General features: G+C 33.3%; 12 protein-coding genes. 2 read left to right on the plus strand and 10 right to left on the minus strand.

Annotated features, from left to right (window positions below):
• Nucleotides 1–352: 352 nt before the first annotated feature.
• The 4 genes from N4A35_06665 to N4A35_06680 all read right to left on the minus strand — a co-directional run bounded on the left by N4A35_06665 (nucleotide 353) and on the right by N4A35_06680 (nucleotide 3821).
• Nucleotides 353–1279, minus strand: a complete 927-nt coding sequence (locus N4A35_06665) for a helix-turn-helix domain-containing protein (protein MCT4581084.1) — start codon at nucleotides 1277–1279, stop codon at nucleotides 353–355.
• Between the two features lie 47 nt (nucleotides 1280–1326).
• Nucleotides 1327–2262, minus strand: a complete 936-nt coding sequence (locus N4A35_06670; GenBank protein ID MCT4581085.1) for an SDR family NAD(P)-dependent oxidoreductase — start codon at nucleotides 2260–2262, stop codon at nucleotides 1327–1329.
• Nucleotides 2263–2322: 60 nt separating this feature from the next.
• On the minus strand, nucleotides 2323–3360 hold the full coding sequence (locus N4A35_06675; GenBank protein MCT4581086.1) for an alpha/beta hydrolase: 1038 nt from the start codon (nucleotides 3358–3360) through the stop codon (nucleotides 2323–2325).
• A 74-nt stretch (nucleotides 3361–3434) separates the two neighbouring features.
• Entirely contained in the window at nucleotides 3435–3821 is a 387-nt protein-coding gene (locus tag N4A35_06680) for a hypothetical protein (GenBank protein MCT4581087.1), read from the minus strand.
• Between the two features lie 423 nt (nucleotides 3822–4244).
• Between N4A35_06680 and N4A35_06685 the strand changes: the two genes are divergently transcribed.
• Together N4A35_06685 and N4A35_06690 are read left to right on the plus strand one after the other, a co-directional pair.
• Complete coding sequence (locus N4A35_06685) at nucleotides 4245–5243, plus strand: lipase family protein (GenBank protein MCT4581088.1); 999 nt, start codon at nucleotides 4245–4247, stop codon at nucleotides 5241–5243.
• Between the two features lie 8 nt (nucleotides 5244–5251).
• On the plus strand, nucleotides 5252–6217 hold the full coding sequence (locus N4A35_06690) for a ChbG/HpnK family deacetylase (protein ID MCT4581089.1): 966 nt from the start codon (nucleotides 5252–5254) through the stop codon (nucleotides 6215–6217).
• A 115-nt stretch (nucleotides 6218–6332) separates the two neighbouring features.
• On the opposite strand, the gene N4A35_06695 is transcribed toward N4A35_06690, so the two are convergent.
• From N4A35_06695 to lon, 6 genes are all read right to left on the minus strand, one after another.
• Complete coding sequence (locus tag N4A35_06695) at nucleotides 6333–8165, minus strand: S41 family peptidase (protein ID MCT4581090.1); 1833 nt, start codon at nucleotides 8163–8165, stop codon at nucleotides 6333–6335.
• A 170-nt stretch (nucleotides 8166–8335) separates the two neighbouring features.
• Nucleotides 8336–10132, minus strand: coding sequence for an arginine--tRNA ligase (gene argS, locus N4A35_06700; protein ID MCT4581091.1), 1797 nt, complete (start codon nucleotides 10130–10132; stop codon nucleotides 8336–8338).
• Nucleotides 10133–10198: 66 nt separating this feature from the next.
• Nucleotides 10199–11155: an arginase gene (rocF, locus tag N4A35_06705; GenBank protein MCT4581092.1), complete on the minus strand. Its 957-nt coding sequence runs from the start codon at nucleotides 11153–11155 to the stop codon at nucleotides 10199–10201.
• Between the two features lie 114 nt (nucleotides 11156–11269).
• Complete coding sequence (locus N4A35_06710; GenBank protein ID MCT4581093.1) at nucleotides 11270–12094, minus strand: DUF4249 domain-containing protein; 825 nt, start codon at nucleotides 12092–12094, stop codon at nucleotides 11270–11272.
• 3 nt (nucleotides 12095–12097) lie between these two features.
• Nucleotides 12098–14422: a TonB-dependent receptor gene (locus N4A35_06715; protein ID MCT4581094.1), complete on the minus strand. Its 2325-nt coding sequence runs from the start codon at nucleotides 14420–14422 to the stop codon at nucleotides 12098–12100.
• 142 nt (nucleotides 14423–14564) lie between these two features.
• Nucleotides 14565–17012 carry an endopeptidase La gene (lon, locus tag N4A35_06720; GenBank protein ID MCT4581095.1) on the minus strand — a complete coding sequence of 816 codons (2448 nt, stop codon included), beginning with the start codon at nucleotides 17010–17012 and terminating at the stop codon, nucleotides 14565–14567.
• Nucleotides 17013–17236 lie beyond the last annotated feature (224 nt).

Below are 17236 nucleotides of genomic sequence, written 5' to 3' on the forward strand. Positions count from 1 at the left end.
TGAGGCGGACGTGGTTCGAGTCCAGCTCCCGCTACTAAAAAGAAGAAAAGACAATCAGAAATGGTTGTCTTTTTTTGTTACTCCCCTATTCTATTTTGATCCGCAACTATCTTTTGCCCTAAACGGATTATGAAATAATTAGAATACTAGCTTGTTGGGCTCTTATCCGCCTGAGGCGGACGTGGTTCGAGTCCAGCTCCCGCTACTAAAAAGAAGAAAAGACAATCAGAAATGGTTGTCTTTTTTTGTTGCTCCCCTATTCTATTTTGATCCGCAACTATCTTTTTGCTTAAACAAATTCTAAAATATTAGAATACTAACTCGTCGGGCTCTTATCCGCCTGAGGGGATTATCAATTCATTGAATGGTTTTCAATGAATTGTTTGGGGGACACTCCTACTTTTTTCTTAAATAACCTTGAGAAGTATTGTGGGTATTCAAATCCCAATTGATAAGCTGTTTCTGAGATTGAAGTATTAGGACTAAGCAACATATTTTTGGCCTCATTAATTAAATAAAGGTTTATCTGATCTATAGCCGTTTTTCCTGTTTCTGCTTTAATTGTATCACTCATATATCTGTGACTGACGCCTAATTGTTCCGCCAACCAATCAACCGTAGGAATTCCCTTTTCTTGTAGTTGCCCTGCTTCAAAATAACTATCTAGGATGTTGGTGAAACGAGCAAATAACTCCTGATTCATTTCTTGCCTATTTAAGAACTGCCGTTTATAAAACCTGTCGGCATACTTTAAAAATGCTTCTAAGTGAGCGATAATAATTTCTTTACTAAATTCATCTTGGTTGTTGCTATATTCTGCCTCAATACTTTTAAACAGTGTCTTTAAAAGCTCTTCTTCTTTTGGTGATAAATGAAGTGCTTCATTGACATTATAATTGAAGAAATGATACTTTTTTATTTTATCATGAAGAGAAGTCCCGTTCAAGTAATCTTTATGAAAAGCAATATGGTATGCTTCTGAACTAAAGGCTACACCATCAAAGACAAGGGTTTGTTGTGGAGCAGTAAATAATAGAGTACCATGAGAACAATCGTATTTGGTTCTCCCATAGATAATTTCTCCGGAAATAATGTTTTTAAGTGAAATTGAATAAAACCCACTTGTTACACTTACTTTTTGACCAACTGTATCTTCACAACTTAATAACTCATCCTTTGCATACTCATTATGCATTACACTAAATAATGGATTTTCTGGAGGAGGAAAATTGTTTAGTTCATGAAATTCTGAGATCGAATAAAAATTTAAAGTTTTCATAATACTTTTTAAAGTTAATGAAATGATGAACAACCACCTATAGCTTTCTATAAGTAATTTTCAACCTTAATACCTATCAATTCTTGTGTTTTTATCCAGAGTTGATCTATATCCTCATCTTTATAATGGGTATGGTCAATCTCAATTGGAATTGGAACACCTGTTGATTCCCTGTTTTTAGGAGAATATACCACATTTGGTTGCGCTTTATCTGCAATGAGTGCCTCAATGGCAGGTAAAGCTCCATCATATAAGCTCTGACTCAAACCAAACAATCCTGATACAGCATTCATTACCGTTCCCAAAATACGGATCCCAACAGGGTTGCTGGACTTCGTTAATAAGTTTGTTCTTGCGTAACCTGGATGGCATGATAGCGCCATGGATTTCGAGCCAATTTTTTCGAACTCTTGCTGAAGTTTTATTGAAAACAAAATAGTACATAACTTAGCCTTACAATATTCTTTCATTTGATTATAGTCAGCTTCATTTCCGCACATTAAATGCTCTACATCAAGATCGTTTTTTAGGAAACGTTTATAGCCTATACTTGAAAATGTAACGATTCTACTCTCCTCTTTTAATATCGGAAGAAGTTGGGTAGTAAGTGCAAAGTGGCCAAGATAATTAATCATGAGGTTTTCCTCAAGACCATCAACAGTTGTTGTGTATTTCCCTCCTCCTCCAGCATTGTTTGCTAAAAAATCAATTTTTTTGTACTTCTTTTTTATTCTTTCTGCGAAAGTTTCGATACTAGCTAAACTTGTCAATTCTAAAACTTCTATTTCTAATTTTGCATGAGGAACTTCTATTTTGAGTTTATTTCTTGCATCCTCCAGTTTCCTCTTGTTTCTTGAAGCCATTATCACTTTGCAATTATGTTTAGCCAAATGATAAGTAATACCATAACCTGTTCCACTATTTGCTCCTGTTACAATGGCTACCTTTCCATTCAAGTTGGGAATATTTTTGTAATTGTTCATGGTCGTCATTTTTGTTTATTTTAAATGGGCAGAGCTTATTGATAAGCTCTGCCCAAACATCTATTTATTAAAGAATTCTGCGACAGCATCAGTAGAAACTTTTACAGCTTCTGGCTTGTAATAAAAATCAACATGACTGAATTTATCTAGAGCCATAACTTCTGGGTTATTAGTAAGTTTATCAATAAACATAGTTGAACACGGTGCAGTAGATGCTGATGTACCATAAATAACCAATGTAGGCTGCACAATTTTATCTGCATACGCCTCGCCTATAGAGATAAGAGATTGCATCGCTTGATCACCAATGTGCATATTTGTAAAGTTCTCAATAGCTTTAGGACCTTTAACCCCATCTCTACCATAATAGTCGTAAGTTTCTCCTGCCATTTCAGGATAAGCTGCTGCTTCAACAAACTCTTCTCTTGTTTGCTCATCGTTAAGTCCAAATGGGGCTACATAATCTGGTTTCCCAGTTTCATACTGCTTTTGCATGGATGCATTAGCAGCTGCAATTTGTACATCTGTTATTTCTCTACCTAGCCACTGAAACGCATCTGCTGCCATCATTCCCGAAACAGTAGCAATTTTCTTAATACGATGGTCTGTAACTGCTGCCGAAGAAATAATAGAACCTCCTTGACAAACTCCAAGTCCGTATACCTCTTCTACAAATGGTAATGTTCCAAGATAAGAAACAGCATCCCACGTATTTTCTATTAGCCTAAACATATATCTGGATTTCATGTGCTCCCCTGGTAATGCCGGCGAATCTCCCATTCCCATATAATCAAACCCCAAAAAGACAAATCCTCTTTTAGCCATTTCAGGACCATACGTTCCTAGTACCTGTTCTTTAACTTGCGGGAATGGACTTGCTCCAACGATTGCTTTGTATTTTTTATTGGCATCAAAACCCTCTGGAAGGTATAAGTTTCCTACTAAATCTAATCCGAATGATTTGAAAGTTATTGTATTAACTCCTGCTTTTAAATTTTCCATTTTTATATTTTTTAAATGATTATTTTGTGCTGATAGACTTGTTGTAAAGCCTGCTATCAGTATCAGGCTCATAAATGTTTTAATTACTGCTTTCATTGTTTGTTTTTTTAATTATGGTACAAAGATCTATACAGTTAGTGCTTTCTGACTTAAACATTTCTGTATAAGGCTTATAGATTTTCGTTATTAATGATTGGAATAAGTTCTAGTGTTGAAGCTTCGTGTCGCTTTTTGTTGTAAGTTAACCCCATCAACCAATAGATTATGCTCATCTTTTTAAAGAATGCTTTGTTGACTTTTGGATTGATGCTTTCCAGATCTTTTGGGACTACACCGAGAATAGGTACTACTAAATCACCTAATTTCATTTCACCCTCTGGATGCTCTATAAAAGCATGATACCAGCTCCTTTTTCCAAATCTATATTGACGAACAAAAAATCTGTTTTCAACCTCTACAATTGAGATATCAATGAAGCTGTGCTTGTATCCTGCTCTTATTTGATGCACCCATTTAGTATTGACTCGTTTTATGATCTCTTTTAACTTTAACGTCATCGTTTCTTATTTTAATTCTTATTGATACAAAGGTCAGCAGAATAAAATGCTTTTGTGTTAAACATTTTCGTTTAAGACTTGCACATTTCCGTTACAATTAGTTCTTATAATTGGTTAATAAAATCATATTCATCTATTACAGTTTTTAAAGCAAAAAGCCAACGAAAGGGAAAAGAATTAGTACGGTTGATGTTTATTCTGCTCCCCTTTAACTAAGGCTTACAAGTAACAACCAACCAACGATTCTACTCATTTACCCTTTATAGATAGTAGGTGTATTTTAATTGTTAATCAGACAAATACTACTGTTTATTGTGTTTTTATATAAAAAACACTATTTTCGTTACATCAGCTTATAGCAAATGTAAAACTGGTGTGTTTTTAACTGTTTAGCCAGACAAACTTCATATTAGAATAATAATCATGAGAATAATATTAGTATTCCTAAGTACTGTTTTTATCCTTGCATTTGATCATGAATCATTGGGGCAAAAAAAAGAAATCATAGAAGATTTAAACTTAGAAAATTTTAATTCTGATTTTAGTAACTATCATCAATTAACGGCTACTTATTTAGCTCAAGTTTCTGAAGTTGTATATTGGAAAAAAACTAAAATAGACCAATTTTGTTCTGAATTAAATAAATGCTATCCCAATGCTCATTATCAATATGATTTTTTAGAGGATAAAAACAACCACTCGCAAGCGCTTTTATTGGGAACAGACCATTTTTTAATCATAGCTTTTAGAGGCACTGAACCATCTAAAATCAAAGATTGGATTACAGATGTAAAATTTTGGAATTATGAAAACACTGATGATTCTAATGAAGCATTGGGAAATATGCCTGCAGGTCATGGTGGTTTCCGAAAATCATTAATAGGTTTAATAACTAAAGAGGACTTATTTAACAAAATAGACCAACTGATCAATAAATGTTCAAACGCTTCAAATAAAACTAATTTTCCTATTTATTTAACAGGGCATTCTCTAGGAGCTGCAATGTCTCAATTGTTTATCGAACCACTTGATTACAAAGGCTATAACTTTCAAGGTGCCTATCACTTTGCGCCTCCATTAGCTGTGACCTGTAGTTTAAATGCTATTATGAAAGAAAAATTTGGGGCTAAAGTTTATGATATTGTAAACTATAAAGACTATGTTCCTAGAGCAGGTAGAAATGGTGTTGCCCATTTTGGAAAATTCTACCGAATATGTAAAGACGGTCTGATCTATTCAGAAGTTGAATCTTACACTAAATTTAGACGTTTAGAAAGTTTACAAGCTCTTAAATACCATAAGCTAGGAAATCATTTAAAAGCGATAAAAAACCAAATAAATACAGCTAAAAGTATAAAAGAGCGAAGTGATGAGGAATATCCATGTGTCAAACCTAAAAATGAAGTATTACCTTGTAAATAATATATAATATGAAAAAGATAATTTTAAATGCTGATGATTATGGTGCAATGTCTTTTATTGATGACGCAATAGAAGAAGCAATTGAACTTGGAATTGTTACCGCTGTTTCTGTTTTTGTGACTTTTGGTTCAAAAAACATAAAAAAAATAGAAAACTTAGCAGCAAAATATGGTGATAGAATTGGAATAGGACTACACTTTACTCTTACTTCAGGAAAACCCATAGGAACATTTCACGAAGTAAGAAGTTTATACGGAGCAAAGGGTAAAAACAGCAATAAGTTTACAACTCTATCGAAGTTTGACTTGTCTAGAATTAATAGAGAACATGTTAAACTTGAACTCGACAATCAACTTAATTTGTTAGCTCGTATTCTAGGTGGTTTTGAACATATCGATCACATAAATAGTCACCAAGGGCTGATGCATTTTATACCTTCTTTTTGGAATATTCTTTTAGAAACCTGTAAAGAACCAAAGTTTAATAATCTTCCGATGAGAAGCCCTGCAACTTATGAGATGGTCCGCGGCTACTATACAGATAAAATACCTTTTTTACCTATAACGAGATTAGGAGCTTCAAATGTTGGATTAATTCGTTTTCCTGGAACTTTAAAAACAATAAATGAAGGCAGAAAAGTGCATTGGCTAAGACAAAAGCAAGAAGAAGCTGAGGAAAATAGTTATATTTTACCGAACTTTTACCTTCAATCTTATTTTGGTCAACCCTCAGAAAATATTATAAAAAAATTCGTTAATGATGTAGAAAATAATCAAGTGGGAGAATTTATGCTACATATAGGAAAAGGTAATTACAAGAGTGAATATAATAGAAAAAAACATTGGGGAATTAGAAAAAAGTCATTAAAGGATAGAAATTTAGAATTCCAAGTTTTAAAAGAATCGAAAACGATACAAGATATCCTAAATGGAACTATAAATGATTTAGCACTAATTAAGTATAGAGAGATTTAAACGCTACTATTTAATTTAAATCAATGATGTAGCACTCACCAATTGAAAAACAGACAGCCCATACAGTTGTCTGTTTTTATAAGAAACCTAGAAATGTGACTAACGATTTTTAGTTCTATATTTTCGCTTGATTGTTGTGTAACAACTCCAATGCTCGCTCCATAATTGCATCACGTTTTTCGAGAAAATCTAAACAATTAGGTTGAATAATTTCATCAGGAATGACTCCATTGCCATCAAATAAAGTTCCATCTACCTGAAAAGAACAAATGGATGACAATTTATAAGCTATTCCTGATTGAGGCAATTGATAATCTAAGGCTCTTCCACTACCTCCTCCTGTTGGAGTACCAATTAAGGTGACCCCATCAATTTCTTTCATTGCCGCACAAAAAATATCGGAAGCACTAAACACAAATTCATCACACAAAACTACTACTGGTTGTTTGTAAGAATTTTCTCCAGATTTTAGTACAAAATAATGCCATTCGCTATAGTTAGCTTTAGCAGCAGTTCCCCATTGAGGAGAAAAAGAAGCCTTAAACGCTTTTATTTGTTCAACCTCGGCTTGATTAAACTTTCCTGAGTTCAATGAATATAGATAACGGTTATCTAGTAGTCCTTTTGTTGTTGACAATGTGTCATCAGTTCTATACACGGCTAAGTTTGCAATGACAATGGGCTGTTTATCTTGATCAATAAAATACTTTGCTAATTCTTTTAAAAGAACTCTTCCTCCTCCTCCATTTCCTCGAACGTCTATAATAATTCCACTGGTATTCGCCAAGGCATTCATCATTTGTTCGGTTTCTTCGACGATATTTTTACCGTAAAGCATTTGCTGTATTTTTATTAATCCTATGTTCCCTTTTTCTATGCTATAGTGGTAAGGGTTAAATTCACCATTTAATAATTTTAATTTTTCAGTCCAAGCATCCTTTTGTTTTTTTTCATTCATACGTAATGCTACTTGCTTTTGGATCCCCTCTGCATTCATTAGTACCAGTTTAACTGAGTGTTGTTCTTTCGTTAATCCTAAAACGAAGTCTAAAGCTTTACTCAAATATCGACATACACCAGCCTTTATAAATTGTGGACTTCCATCAGCAATATATGGTAAAACCTTGTGTTCTAATTGTTGTACTGTCTCCCCATTAATAGATACTAAAAAAGGATAATCTTTATTCAACAATTCATCATTGTCTCCAAAAACAACTAATTTCGAACCACACCATTTAAAATTCAGGTCAGCTGTATAATGTGAAACTATTTTGGAGAAACCTTTGATCCGCGTATGTCCATCCCCAAAATGACACAACAGTTTCTGTACTTCAATTGCAAAATCCTTTACTCCTATTTCTTCAGGCAGCTTCCGCTTTAATTCTTCTATATACTTCGTATAATCCCATCCTTTTAAATCTATATAGGAATAGTTTTTCTCGATTGTAGCGCGTAAAACCTCTAAATCATCTATTGCAGCTTCTTTGGTAATGGATTGATTATTGACATATAACTTTTTTTGTTCTGCTAACTTTTGCTCTCCTTTATCCTTTATTTGAGCCCTATTTTCTTTGGTCAGTTTTCCGCTATCTATAATTGTATCTCCATTCTCATTAATTAGCTTTAATCGAACGTCTATAGCCTTAAAAGGTGTTCCCATATCTGAGAAGACTTCAACCAAATCTTCACTAAATCTTCTTTTCCATTTACCGCTATATTCATTTTTACAAAATGTTAAGATACGCTCCAACTCAATAGTATCTATGGTATGAACGGAATACCAGTCGCCTTTAAATTCTACTTCTGGTTGATCGTTACGCCATTGAACTGCAGTAAAGGGAGAAGCTTTATCTGGAACTTCATTCCTACTTTTTCCACGTTCTTGAATACATGAAGGGGAGCAAATTAAGACCATTAACAAAAAAGAAAAGCCTATTGTTTTTTTCATAATCACTATTTTAAAATGAGAGCGCCAATGTCTAGAAAAAAGACCAAACCTAAAATAGTACTAAAGATTAAAACATTAATTTTTAAAGACTTAAATAAGATTATTTGAACAAAAAAAGCATTGACCATGTTTTGATCAATGCTTTTAAAATAGTGTATAATTAAAACTGATTACATTCTTTCTGGAACGTTGATTCCCATGAGTAACATTCCATTCTTGATCACCTCACCAACTTGATAAGACAAGGCTATTCTAAATTGTTTTTTAGCAGCGTCTTCTTCTTTAAAAATTGAAATTGACTGGTAAAAAGAATTGTATGTTTTAGCTATTTCATAGACATAATTAGCGATCAATGCTGGGCTATAATGATCTCCAGCTTCTTTAATAACATTAGGGAACTCTCCTATTAATTTGATTAACTCTTGTTCAATAGAGAATAAATCAATCGTGGTGTCAATGTTTTTTTCAAAGTTTCCAACGGTTCTTAGTATCGACTGTGTTCGAGCATAAGTATATTGAATAAACGGTCCAGTATTACCATTTAACTCAATAGATTCTTCTGGATTAAACAACATTTTCTTTTTAGGATCTACTTTCAATAAGAAATATTTTAGTCCTCCCATTCCTATTGTTTTAAACAGTGTTTCTTGCTGTTCTTCTGATAAATCCTCTATTTGACTACGTTCTAAAGTTGCCGTTTTTGCATCGTTTTTTAAAGATTCCATTAAATCATCTGCATCCACAACCGTTCCTTCACGTGACTTCATTCTTCCTGAAGGCAGGTCAACCATCCCATACGATAAATGGTAGCATTCTTCGGCCCATTTATATCCCAATTTCTTAAGAATAGCAAACAAGACTTTAAAATGGTGATTCTGTTCGTTTCCTACCGTGTAAATCAAACCTGAAAGCGATGGATTATCCTTATAACGTAATAATGCTGTCCCTATATCTTGTGTCATATAAACAGAAGTTCCATCACCACGTAACAAGAGTTTATCGTCCATTTTTTCAGAGCTTAAATCACACCAAACAGAGCCATCTTCTTTTTTATAAAACACTCCTTTGTTTAACCCTTCTTCTACAACTTCTTTTCCTACCAAATAAGTATCAGACTCATAGTATAATGAATCAAAATCTACTCCCATATTTTTATAGGTAATGGCAAAACCATCATATACCCAACCGTTCATTTTTTCCCAAAGTGCTCTTACTTCTGCATCTCCAGCTTCCCATTTTTGAAGCATTTCTTGAGCTTGGGCTAAAATTTTAGTAGATTTTTCAGCTTCTTTCTCTTCCATTCCTCCTGCAACTAATTCTTGAATTTCTGCTTTATAAGCCTTATCAAAAGCCACATAATATTTACCAATTAAGTGATCTCCTTTTAAGCCTGAAGATTCAGGAGTCTCGCCATTCCCAAAGAGTTGCCAAGCCAACATACTTTTACAAATATGAATTCCTCGATCATTAATGATTTGAGTTTTAACAACTTTATGTCCATTAGCTTTTAAGATTTCAGCAACTGCATACCCTAAGAAGTTATTCCTTAAATGTCCTAGATGTAATGGTTTATTAGTATTTGGAGAAGAATATTCTACCATTAAAGTTTTATTCGATGGCTCTTGTGCATAACCATACTGAGTAGTATTCAGCCAATCATTAAAAGAGTCTAACCAAACAGAGGGATTAATTGATAGATTTAAAAAACCTTTAACCACATTAAATGTATTAACAATCGAATGCTCTGCTTCTATTATTTTATTTCCAATCTCTTCAGCTGTTTGCTCTGGCCCTTTTTTTGAAATCCTTAATAATGGGAATACAACTAAAGTTAAATCTCCATCAAAATCTTTTTTAGTTTTACTAATTTGAATTTGATGATCTGGAATTTCTATGTTGTATAATTCCGTTAAACTTTTCTTTACTAACTCAAAAATCTTATTCTCTATATTCATTGATCTCTTCATAAAAAAACACACCTTTAAAAGCTAAAGATGTGTTACATTATTCACTGTATTCTATATTTCAATTCTCTAACCTCGTTTTTCAATAATTGCAGAAGCCCCTTCTATAATTCTAAAAGCTGTTTCAGCCATTTTATTCTGCTTGTTATCTAAACATGGATTAATTTCCACTACTTCAAAACACTTTACTCTTTTATCGATTAAAAAGTGATTGATTAATCCACTAGCTTCTTGATCTGTTAAACCATTTTGAACAGGAGTTCCAGTTCCATAAGAAATTAAATCACAATCCATACTATCTACATCAAAAGAGACATAAATAATATCGCATGCACTCAAATATTCCAATACTTGCTCTGAAACTTCTTGAGCTCCAGTTCTTCGGACATGTTCTACGCTAATTGTTTTTACTTTATTATTGGCAATATAATAATCCTCTGGATCTTCTGTATCTCTAACTCCAATAAACACCAAATCTTCTGGCTGAATTTTGGGATTAATATTACCAATACCTTTTAAGCGTTCCCATTGTTTTTTTACTTCATCAGAAATTTCTTTAACAGCGTACCCCTGGTTATCTTCTCCTAATGCAGTTGCTAAAGGCATACCATGGATATTCCCAGAAGGCGATGTGTATGGTGAATGTAAATCTGCATGTGCATCAATCCAAATAACCCCTAGACGTTTATCAGGATAAGCCATTTTTATTCCAGCAATAGTTCCTCCAGCATTTGAATGATCTCCTGATAAAATAACTGGAAATTTATTTTTCCCGAGCACTTCACTTACTGAAGAACTAACACGTTTATAAACTTCTACAACTCCTTTAATTCTTTTAGCCGATTCAAAAGTAACATCTTCCCAAAGGCGATCATTTTCATTTTCAATCTTTACAATTTTAGCTTTTTTGAAATAATCACTTTTTGAATTAAGTGCTGCTATTTTAACTGCATCTATTCCTAAGCTAGCCCCTCTAGTTCCTGCGCCAATTTCAGATTTGTTTTCAACTAATACGATTCGTTTCATACGGCTCTATCAATTTTAGGGTGTAGTCTAAAAAGTGACTACAAATTTTTGTTTCAATTGAATTGCGAGTTTACTAAAAAATATGGAGTTTCACAAATATATTTCCTTTGGTAATTAGGGAACAATTGCAAAATTGCGTGTTTCTCCAGAAACTGAAAACAAACCTACAGCTCCATCACTCATGTTTGTAGGAACATTAGCAGGTGGTGAATCAAAAATACCTCCTCTAAAATCAGTTTGAAAACGAATCGCAAAAACTGCATCATAAATTTCTTTTGAGATAGCATGTTGTGCTACAGTAATGGTATCTCCTGATTCTACATCATCAATATAGGTAAGCTCTACTTCATATAAATAAGTTCCGTCTGGTAAAAACTCATCAGACTGCGATAATTGCTCAGGAACACTATCATTTCTCAGCACACCATTTACATAGATTTTCCAAGCATAATAGTCTCCAAAACCTGGAGCTTCTTGTGTACTAAAACGGATGGTGTAATCTTCAATCTCAGTAGTACTTCCATCCACATAATTAGGCTCAAGAATTACAGTATCAACAGTTGGAGAATAGTCACAATAATCCTTTCCTGTATAAGTCTTCCCAGCATAATCGATAGAAAGTGTATACTCTTTACCTATTTCAGCCACTGCACTATTGTTTGATTGATAAACTCCTGGAGATACTTCGTTGAAATCAAATGTATTCGTTCCCTCTGTTACTTTAACTGTAGCGCCAGATATTAATGTTGGTTCATCTGAAGAATAAAAGTTGGCTGACTCTCCTAACTTAACAATATGTTCTTGTGCGTAAGATGAAAATTGAGCATCTACAACTAATCTTTTGTTCTCTTCAGTATTTAAGTCTACTTCAATTACTTTTGTACAACTTGATAAAGCTAGTACTCCTAATCCTATTGTGTATAATAAACTTTTTTTCATGTCTTAAAATTTAAAATTGTAAGTAATTGATGGAATCACTTTAAACAAGTATAGCATTTGAGCTTCTGTAACTCCTGTTTCTTTATTCTCAACAAAGTTTAAGCTGTAAGCATTGGCTCTATTGTATACATTGTATACTGAGAATACCCACTCCCCTTTGAATTTTTTAGAATCGTATTTCTTTCCTTTTAAAGTCGCCGAAAGATCCATTCTATGATATGCAGGTAATCTTTCAGAGTTTTTAGCGGAATAAATAGGAATGGTTTGACCTTGATAAACAAACTTTCCTGTTGGCATCGACACTGCTCTTCCTGTATTATAAACCCAGTTAAGAGACAATGAAAAACGTTTAGAAAACTCATAACTTGTTACAAACGAAATGTTGTGTGGTTGATCATATTTGGCAGGATATGCCACCCCCTCATTAATCAAAGGAATGTCCTTAAATACTCTTGAATAGGTATAACTTAACCATCCCGTCCATTTTCCTTTAGTTTTCTTGGCCATCAACTCTAATCCATAAGATTGCGCCTCTCCTATTCTTAATTCACCTTCTAAGCCTTGGTTAAAAATCAACTGTGCATGATCTTTAAAATCAATGGTGTTGTACATTTTCTTGTAATACACTTCGGCAGAGGTTTCTATAGCATTGTTGCTAAAGTTTTTAAAATACCCCAAAGCGACTTGATCTGCAAATTGCGGCTTTACATTCGGGCTACTAGAAAACCATACATCTAATGGAGATGAAGAAGTAGAATTTGAGGCTAATTGTATATACTGTCTTGTTCTATTATAACTTGCTTTTACAGAACTTGTTTCATCCAATGTATATTTTAACCCTAAACGAGGCTCAAGTCCTCCATAAGTTTGATAGATTTCTCCATCTTTATAATAGCTAGTATCACTAATGTTAAATTCGTTATCATACTTGTATACTGTCGCTTTTCCGATATTTTGAAACAGTGAATACCTTAACCCATAAACTGCTGAAAAACGGTTATTAAATTGTTGTTCATTAGACACATAAACAGCATGTTCTAATGAGTTTGTAGTAGGTGTTTTAATTTCATTTTCGATTCCCTCATTTGTAAAACTAATAGTCCCCGGAGAAATTTCATGGAAAGCTGATTGTAAACCAAACTTAATCGTGTTTTTAGGATTTAAATAATAATTAAAATCTTCTTTGATATAATAATCATTGATTTTCGACTTCCATGAGAAATTAAAGCTATCATCAGTAGAAGGCGTTCCTAATTCATAATTATAACTACTAAAAACCACAGTACTATTTAAGAATAACTTATCATTAAAAATATGGTTCCATCTCAATGTTCCTGTAGCATTCCCCCAATCCATATTAAACTGATTATTAATACTCAAGACGTCTCTACCAAAATAACCAGATAAAAAGACTCTGTTGTTGTCATTTAAGGTGTAATTCCCTTTAATATTTGCATCATAGAAATATAATTTTGTACCATCTAAATCTTGATTTCTGGCTAGAGGTAAAAATAAATCCGCATAAGTTCTTCTTCCTGAAAGCATAATTGCTCCTTTATCCTTTTTGATAGGAGCAGTCAAAGTTAAACGACTAGAAATTGTTCCTATTCCCCCTTGTCCAGAGAACTTTTTCATATTTCCATCTTTCATTCTAATATCCAGAACCGATGCTAGACGTCCTCCATATTGAGCAGGAATCCCTCCTTTATACAATTCGACATTCTTTAAAGCATCAGGATTAAAAACTGAGAAGAATCCCATTAAGTGAGAAGCATTATAAACATTTGCCTCATCCAATAAAATTAAGTTTTGATCAGCAGCTCCTCCTCTTACAAAGAACCCAGAACCTCCTTCACCTATGGTTTGAACCCCTGGTAAAAGTTGAATTGCTTTAATCACATCCACTTCTCCCATCAACGCTGGTATTCCTTTTATTTGTTCAATATTGAGCTCATTTTTACTCATATCGAGACTTTCTACATTTTTATTACTGGCTTCACCGGTAATCACCACTTCGTCAAAAGTTGTTGATGTTTCCGTTAACTCAACATTTAACTTTACATTTTTATCAAGTACTATTTCCTTTGTAACACTCTCAAACCCTAAATATGAGTAGACAATTTTGTAGGTTCCTTTGGGTAAGGTTAAAGAATAAAAGCCATAAACATTAGTAATGGTACCTTTGGGCTGATCGGCTATTTTAATACTTGCTCCAATTAAACCTTCACCGTTTGAAGCATCATTTAAATTACCACTGATGGTAAATTTCTCTTGTGCGAAAAAACCTAAATTAATAATTAGGAATAATCCGAAGATGATATTTTTCATATTACAAATTAAGTTGTTAGCGCAAAGCTAACAGGTATATTCAAATTAAATGTTAATTCTTTGTCAAATAGAACAACTAAATAAACGAAATGTTGCATCTAATGAACATTTTTTTTTGTGAGACGTTTAACAAACTAATAAGTTACACCAATTTAAATTTATTTTCAACTTCTTCATCTAACAAGGCAATTTGCACCACTTCATCCATTTTAGAAACATAGTTGAACGTTAAGCCTTCTAAATATTCTGGATTAATATCGTCAACATCTTTTCGGTTCTTCTCACAAAGGATCAGCTCTTTGATATTCGCACGTTTAGCTGCTAGGATTTTTTCTTTGATTCCTCCAACAGGCAACACCTCTCCTCTTAAGGTAATTTCCCCTGTCATCGCTAAATACTTTTTTACTTTACGTTGGGTAAATAAAGAAGCTAAAGCTGTTAACATGGTAATACCAGCTGATGGTCCATCTTTTGGTGTTGCTCCAGCAGGAACATGAATATGGACATTGTGTTCGTCAAAATATTTAGCTTCGATTCCCCAATTTTCAGCATGAGCTTTTAAATATTCTAAAGCAATTACCGCTGATTCTTTCATTACATCTCCAAGGTTTCCAGTCAAAGTTAACTTCCCTTTTCCCTTAGTAATAGAAGACTCTATAAATAGGATATCTCCACCATTTCTCGTCCAAGCTAATCCAGTAACAACACCTGCTACATCGTTTGAAATATATTTATCTTTCTCATAAGAGGGCCCTAAGATTTCAACTAGATCTTCTTTTTGAATCGTTGTTTCATACGTTTCTTCAAGTGCCAATTGTTTTGCTCTATAACGAACAGTTTTAGCAATTCTTTTTTCTAAACCTCTTACTCCACTTTCAGAAGTATAGGCCTCAATAATATATTCTATTGCTTCATCTGTTAAAGCATATTGTTCCTCTTTTACACCATGCTCTTTCAATTGTTTTCGAATCAAATGACGCTTAGTAATTTCAATTTTTTCTTCTACGGTATAACCAGTTACTTCAATAAACTCCATTCGATCTCTTAAAGCTGGTTGAATTGTTGCTACTTCATTAGCCGTTGCAACAAACATCACTTTAGATAAATCGTATTCTATTTCAACAAAATTATCTTTAAATGTATCATTTTGCTCTGGATCTAAGACTTCTAATAAAGCAGATGAAGGATCTCCATGATTACTTGTTCCCACTTTATCTATTTCATCTAAGACAAAAACAGGATTAGATGACTTTACTTTCTTTAGGCTGGTCATGATTCTTCCTGGCATCGCTCCAATATACGTTTTTCGATGTCCTCTAATTTCAGCTTCATCATGGACACCTCCTAATGACATTCGAATATATTTTCTTCCAACCGCTTCAGCAATTGATTTCCCTAAAGAGGTTTTACCAACTCCTGGAGGTCCATACAAACATAGAATTGGAGACTTCATATCTCCTTTTAACTTCAACACAGCCAGATATTCTATGATACGTTCTTTTACTTTTTCTAATCCAAAATGATCTCTATCAAGAATTGCTTGTGCTTCTTGTAAATTGAACTTGTCTTTTGTGTATTTCCCCCATGGTAAATCCAATAATGTTTCAATATAATTCAGTTGAACACCATATTCAGCACCTTGTGGATTCATTCGTTCCAACTTACTGAGTTGTTTTTCAAAAGTTTTAGCAACTGACTTTTTCCACTTTTTCTTTTTTGCTTTATTTCTAAATTCTATCAGCTCTTGTTTTTGAGGATTATCCCCCAACTCATTTTGTATTTCCTTCATTTGTTGCTGTAGGAAATACTCACGTTGTTGCTTATCTAGATCAACTCTTACACGAGACTGGATATCATTTTTAATCGCTAATAACTGTAATTCTTTATCTAAATGTTTTAACAGGGAATTGGCACGTTTTTCTAAGTTAGGTTCTGCCAATACAGCCTGCTTCTCCTCTACTTCAGCATTCATGTGTGAAGCTATAAAATTAACTAGGAAAGAATTACTCTCAATATTCTTTAATGCAAATGAAGCCTCAGAAGGAATTTGTGGAGACTCCTTAATAATTTTAAGTGCCGTATCTTTTAATGTTTGATAAAGTGCTTTAATTTTCTCATCATTATCATCTGACTTAATTTCTTCAAACTCTTCAACTCTAGCTATTATATATGGCTCTTCTGCTACCAATTCTTTTAATTCAAAGCGTTTCTTCCCTTGGATAATAACAGTTGTACTTCCATCTGGCATCTTTAAGACTTTTACAATGTGTGCTATTGTACCAATGGTATTTAAGTCTGAAAATTTAGGTTCCTCTATATTTACATCTTTTTGTGCTACAACACCAATCGTTCTAGAAGCCTTTTCTGCATCTTTGATTAATTTAATAGATTTATCTCTTCCAACAGTAATAGGAATAACTACACCAGGAAAAAGCACATTATTCCTTAGCGAAAGGATAGGCAATTCATTGGGGATTTCTTCTTTATTTATTCTATCCTCATCTTCTTCCGACATTAATGGTATAAATTCAGTATTTGAATCAATATCATCAACTAGTCCCAATATTTTATCTGATAAAAAGTCACTCATAATTTATTCTTTTACGTCAAATTGACAGTATGTATCTTTTTTAACTTAGCAAGCATTGCTACAATAAACACTTAATAAGCTGATATACCCAGTTTTAAAGTGCTTCAACAACGTTTCCTTTCGACTATTTGTTCAATGCTTATGCCAAATCGCTTTAACGGCAAAATTGACTGTTTTTTTTACCAAACAAATTAAGAATTACGACATACTACGTATTTACTATC

This window comes from Flavobacteriales bacterium (assembly GCA_025210295.1).
GTDB lineage: Bacteria > Bacteroidota > Bacteroidia > Flavobacteriales_D > Parvicellaceae > S010-51.

Coding starts and splice junctions, on each gene's coding strand:
- N4A35_06695 (MCT4581090.1), bottom strand. CDS start 8,165: ATGAAAAAAACAATAGGCTTTTCTTTTTTGTTAATGGTCTTAATTTGC.
- N4A35_06715 (MCT4581094.1), bottom strand. CDS start 14,422: ATGAAAAATATCATCTTCGGATTATTCCTAATTATTAATTTAGGTTTT.
- N4A35_06675 (MCT4581086.1), bottom strand. CDS start 3,360: ATGAAAGCAGTAATTAAAACATTTATGAGCCTGATACTGATAGCAGGC.
- N4A35_06665 (MCT4581084.1), bottom strand. CDS start 1,279: ATGAAAACTTTAAATTTTTATTCGATCTCAGAATTTCATGAACTAAAC.
- N4A35_06670 (MCT4581085.1), bottom strand. CDS start 2,262: ATGAACAATTACAAAAATATTCCCAACTTGAATGGAAAGGTAGCCATT.
- rocF (MCT4581092.1), bottom strand. CDS start 11,155: ATGAAACGAATCGTATTAGTTGAAAACAAATCTGAAATTGGCGCAGGA.
- argS (MCT4581091.1), bottom strand. CDS start 10,132: ATGAAGAGATCAATGAATATAGAGAATAAGATTTTTGAGTTAGTAAAG.
- N4A35_06680 (MCT4581087.1), bottom strand. CDS start 3,821: ATGACGTTAAAGTTAAAAGAGATCATAAAACGAGTCAATACTAAATGG.
- N4A35_06685 (MCT4581088.1), top strand. CDS start 4,245: ATGAGAATAATATTAGTATTCCTAAGTACTGTTTTTATCCTTGCATTT.
- N4A35_06690 (MCT4581089.1), top strand. CDS start 5,252: ATGAAAAAGATAATTTTAAATGCTGATGATTATGGTGCAATGTCTTTT.
- lon (MCT4581095.1), bottom strand. CDS start 17,012: ATGAGTGACTTTTTATCAGATAAAATATTGGGACTAGTTGATGATATT.
- N4A35_06710 (MCT4581093.1), bottom strand. CDS start 12,094: ATGAAAAAAAGTTTATTATACACAATAGGATTAGGAGTACTAGCTTTA.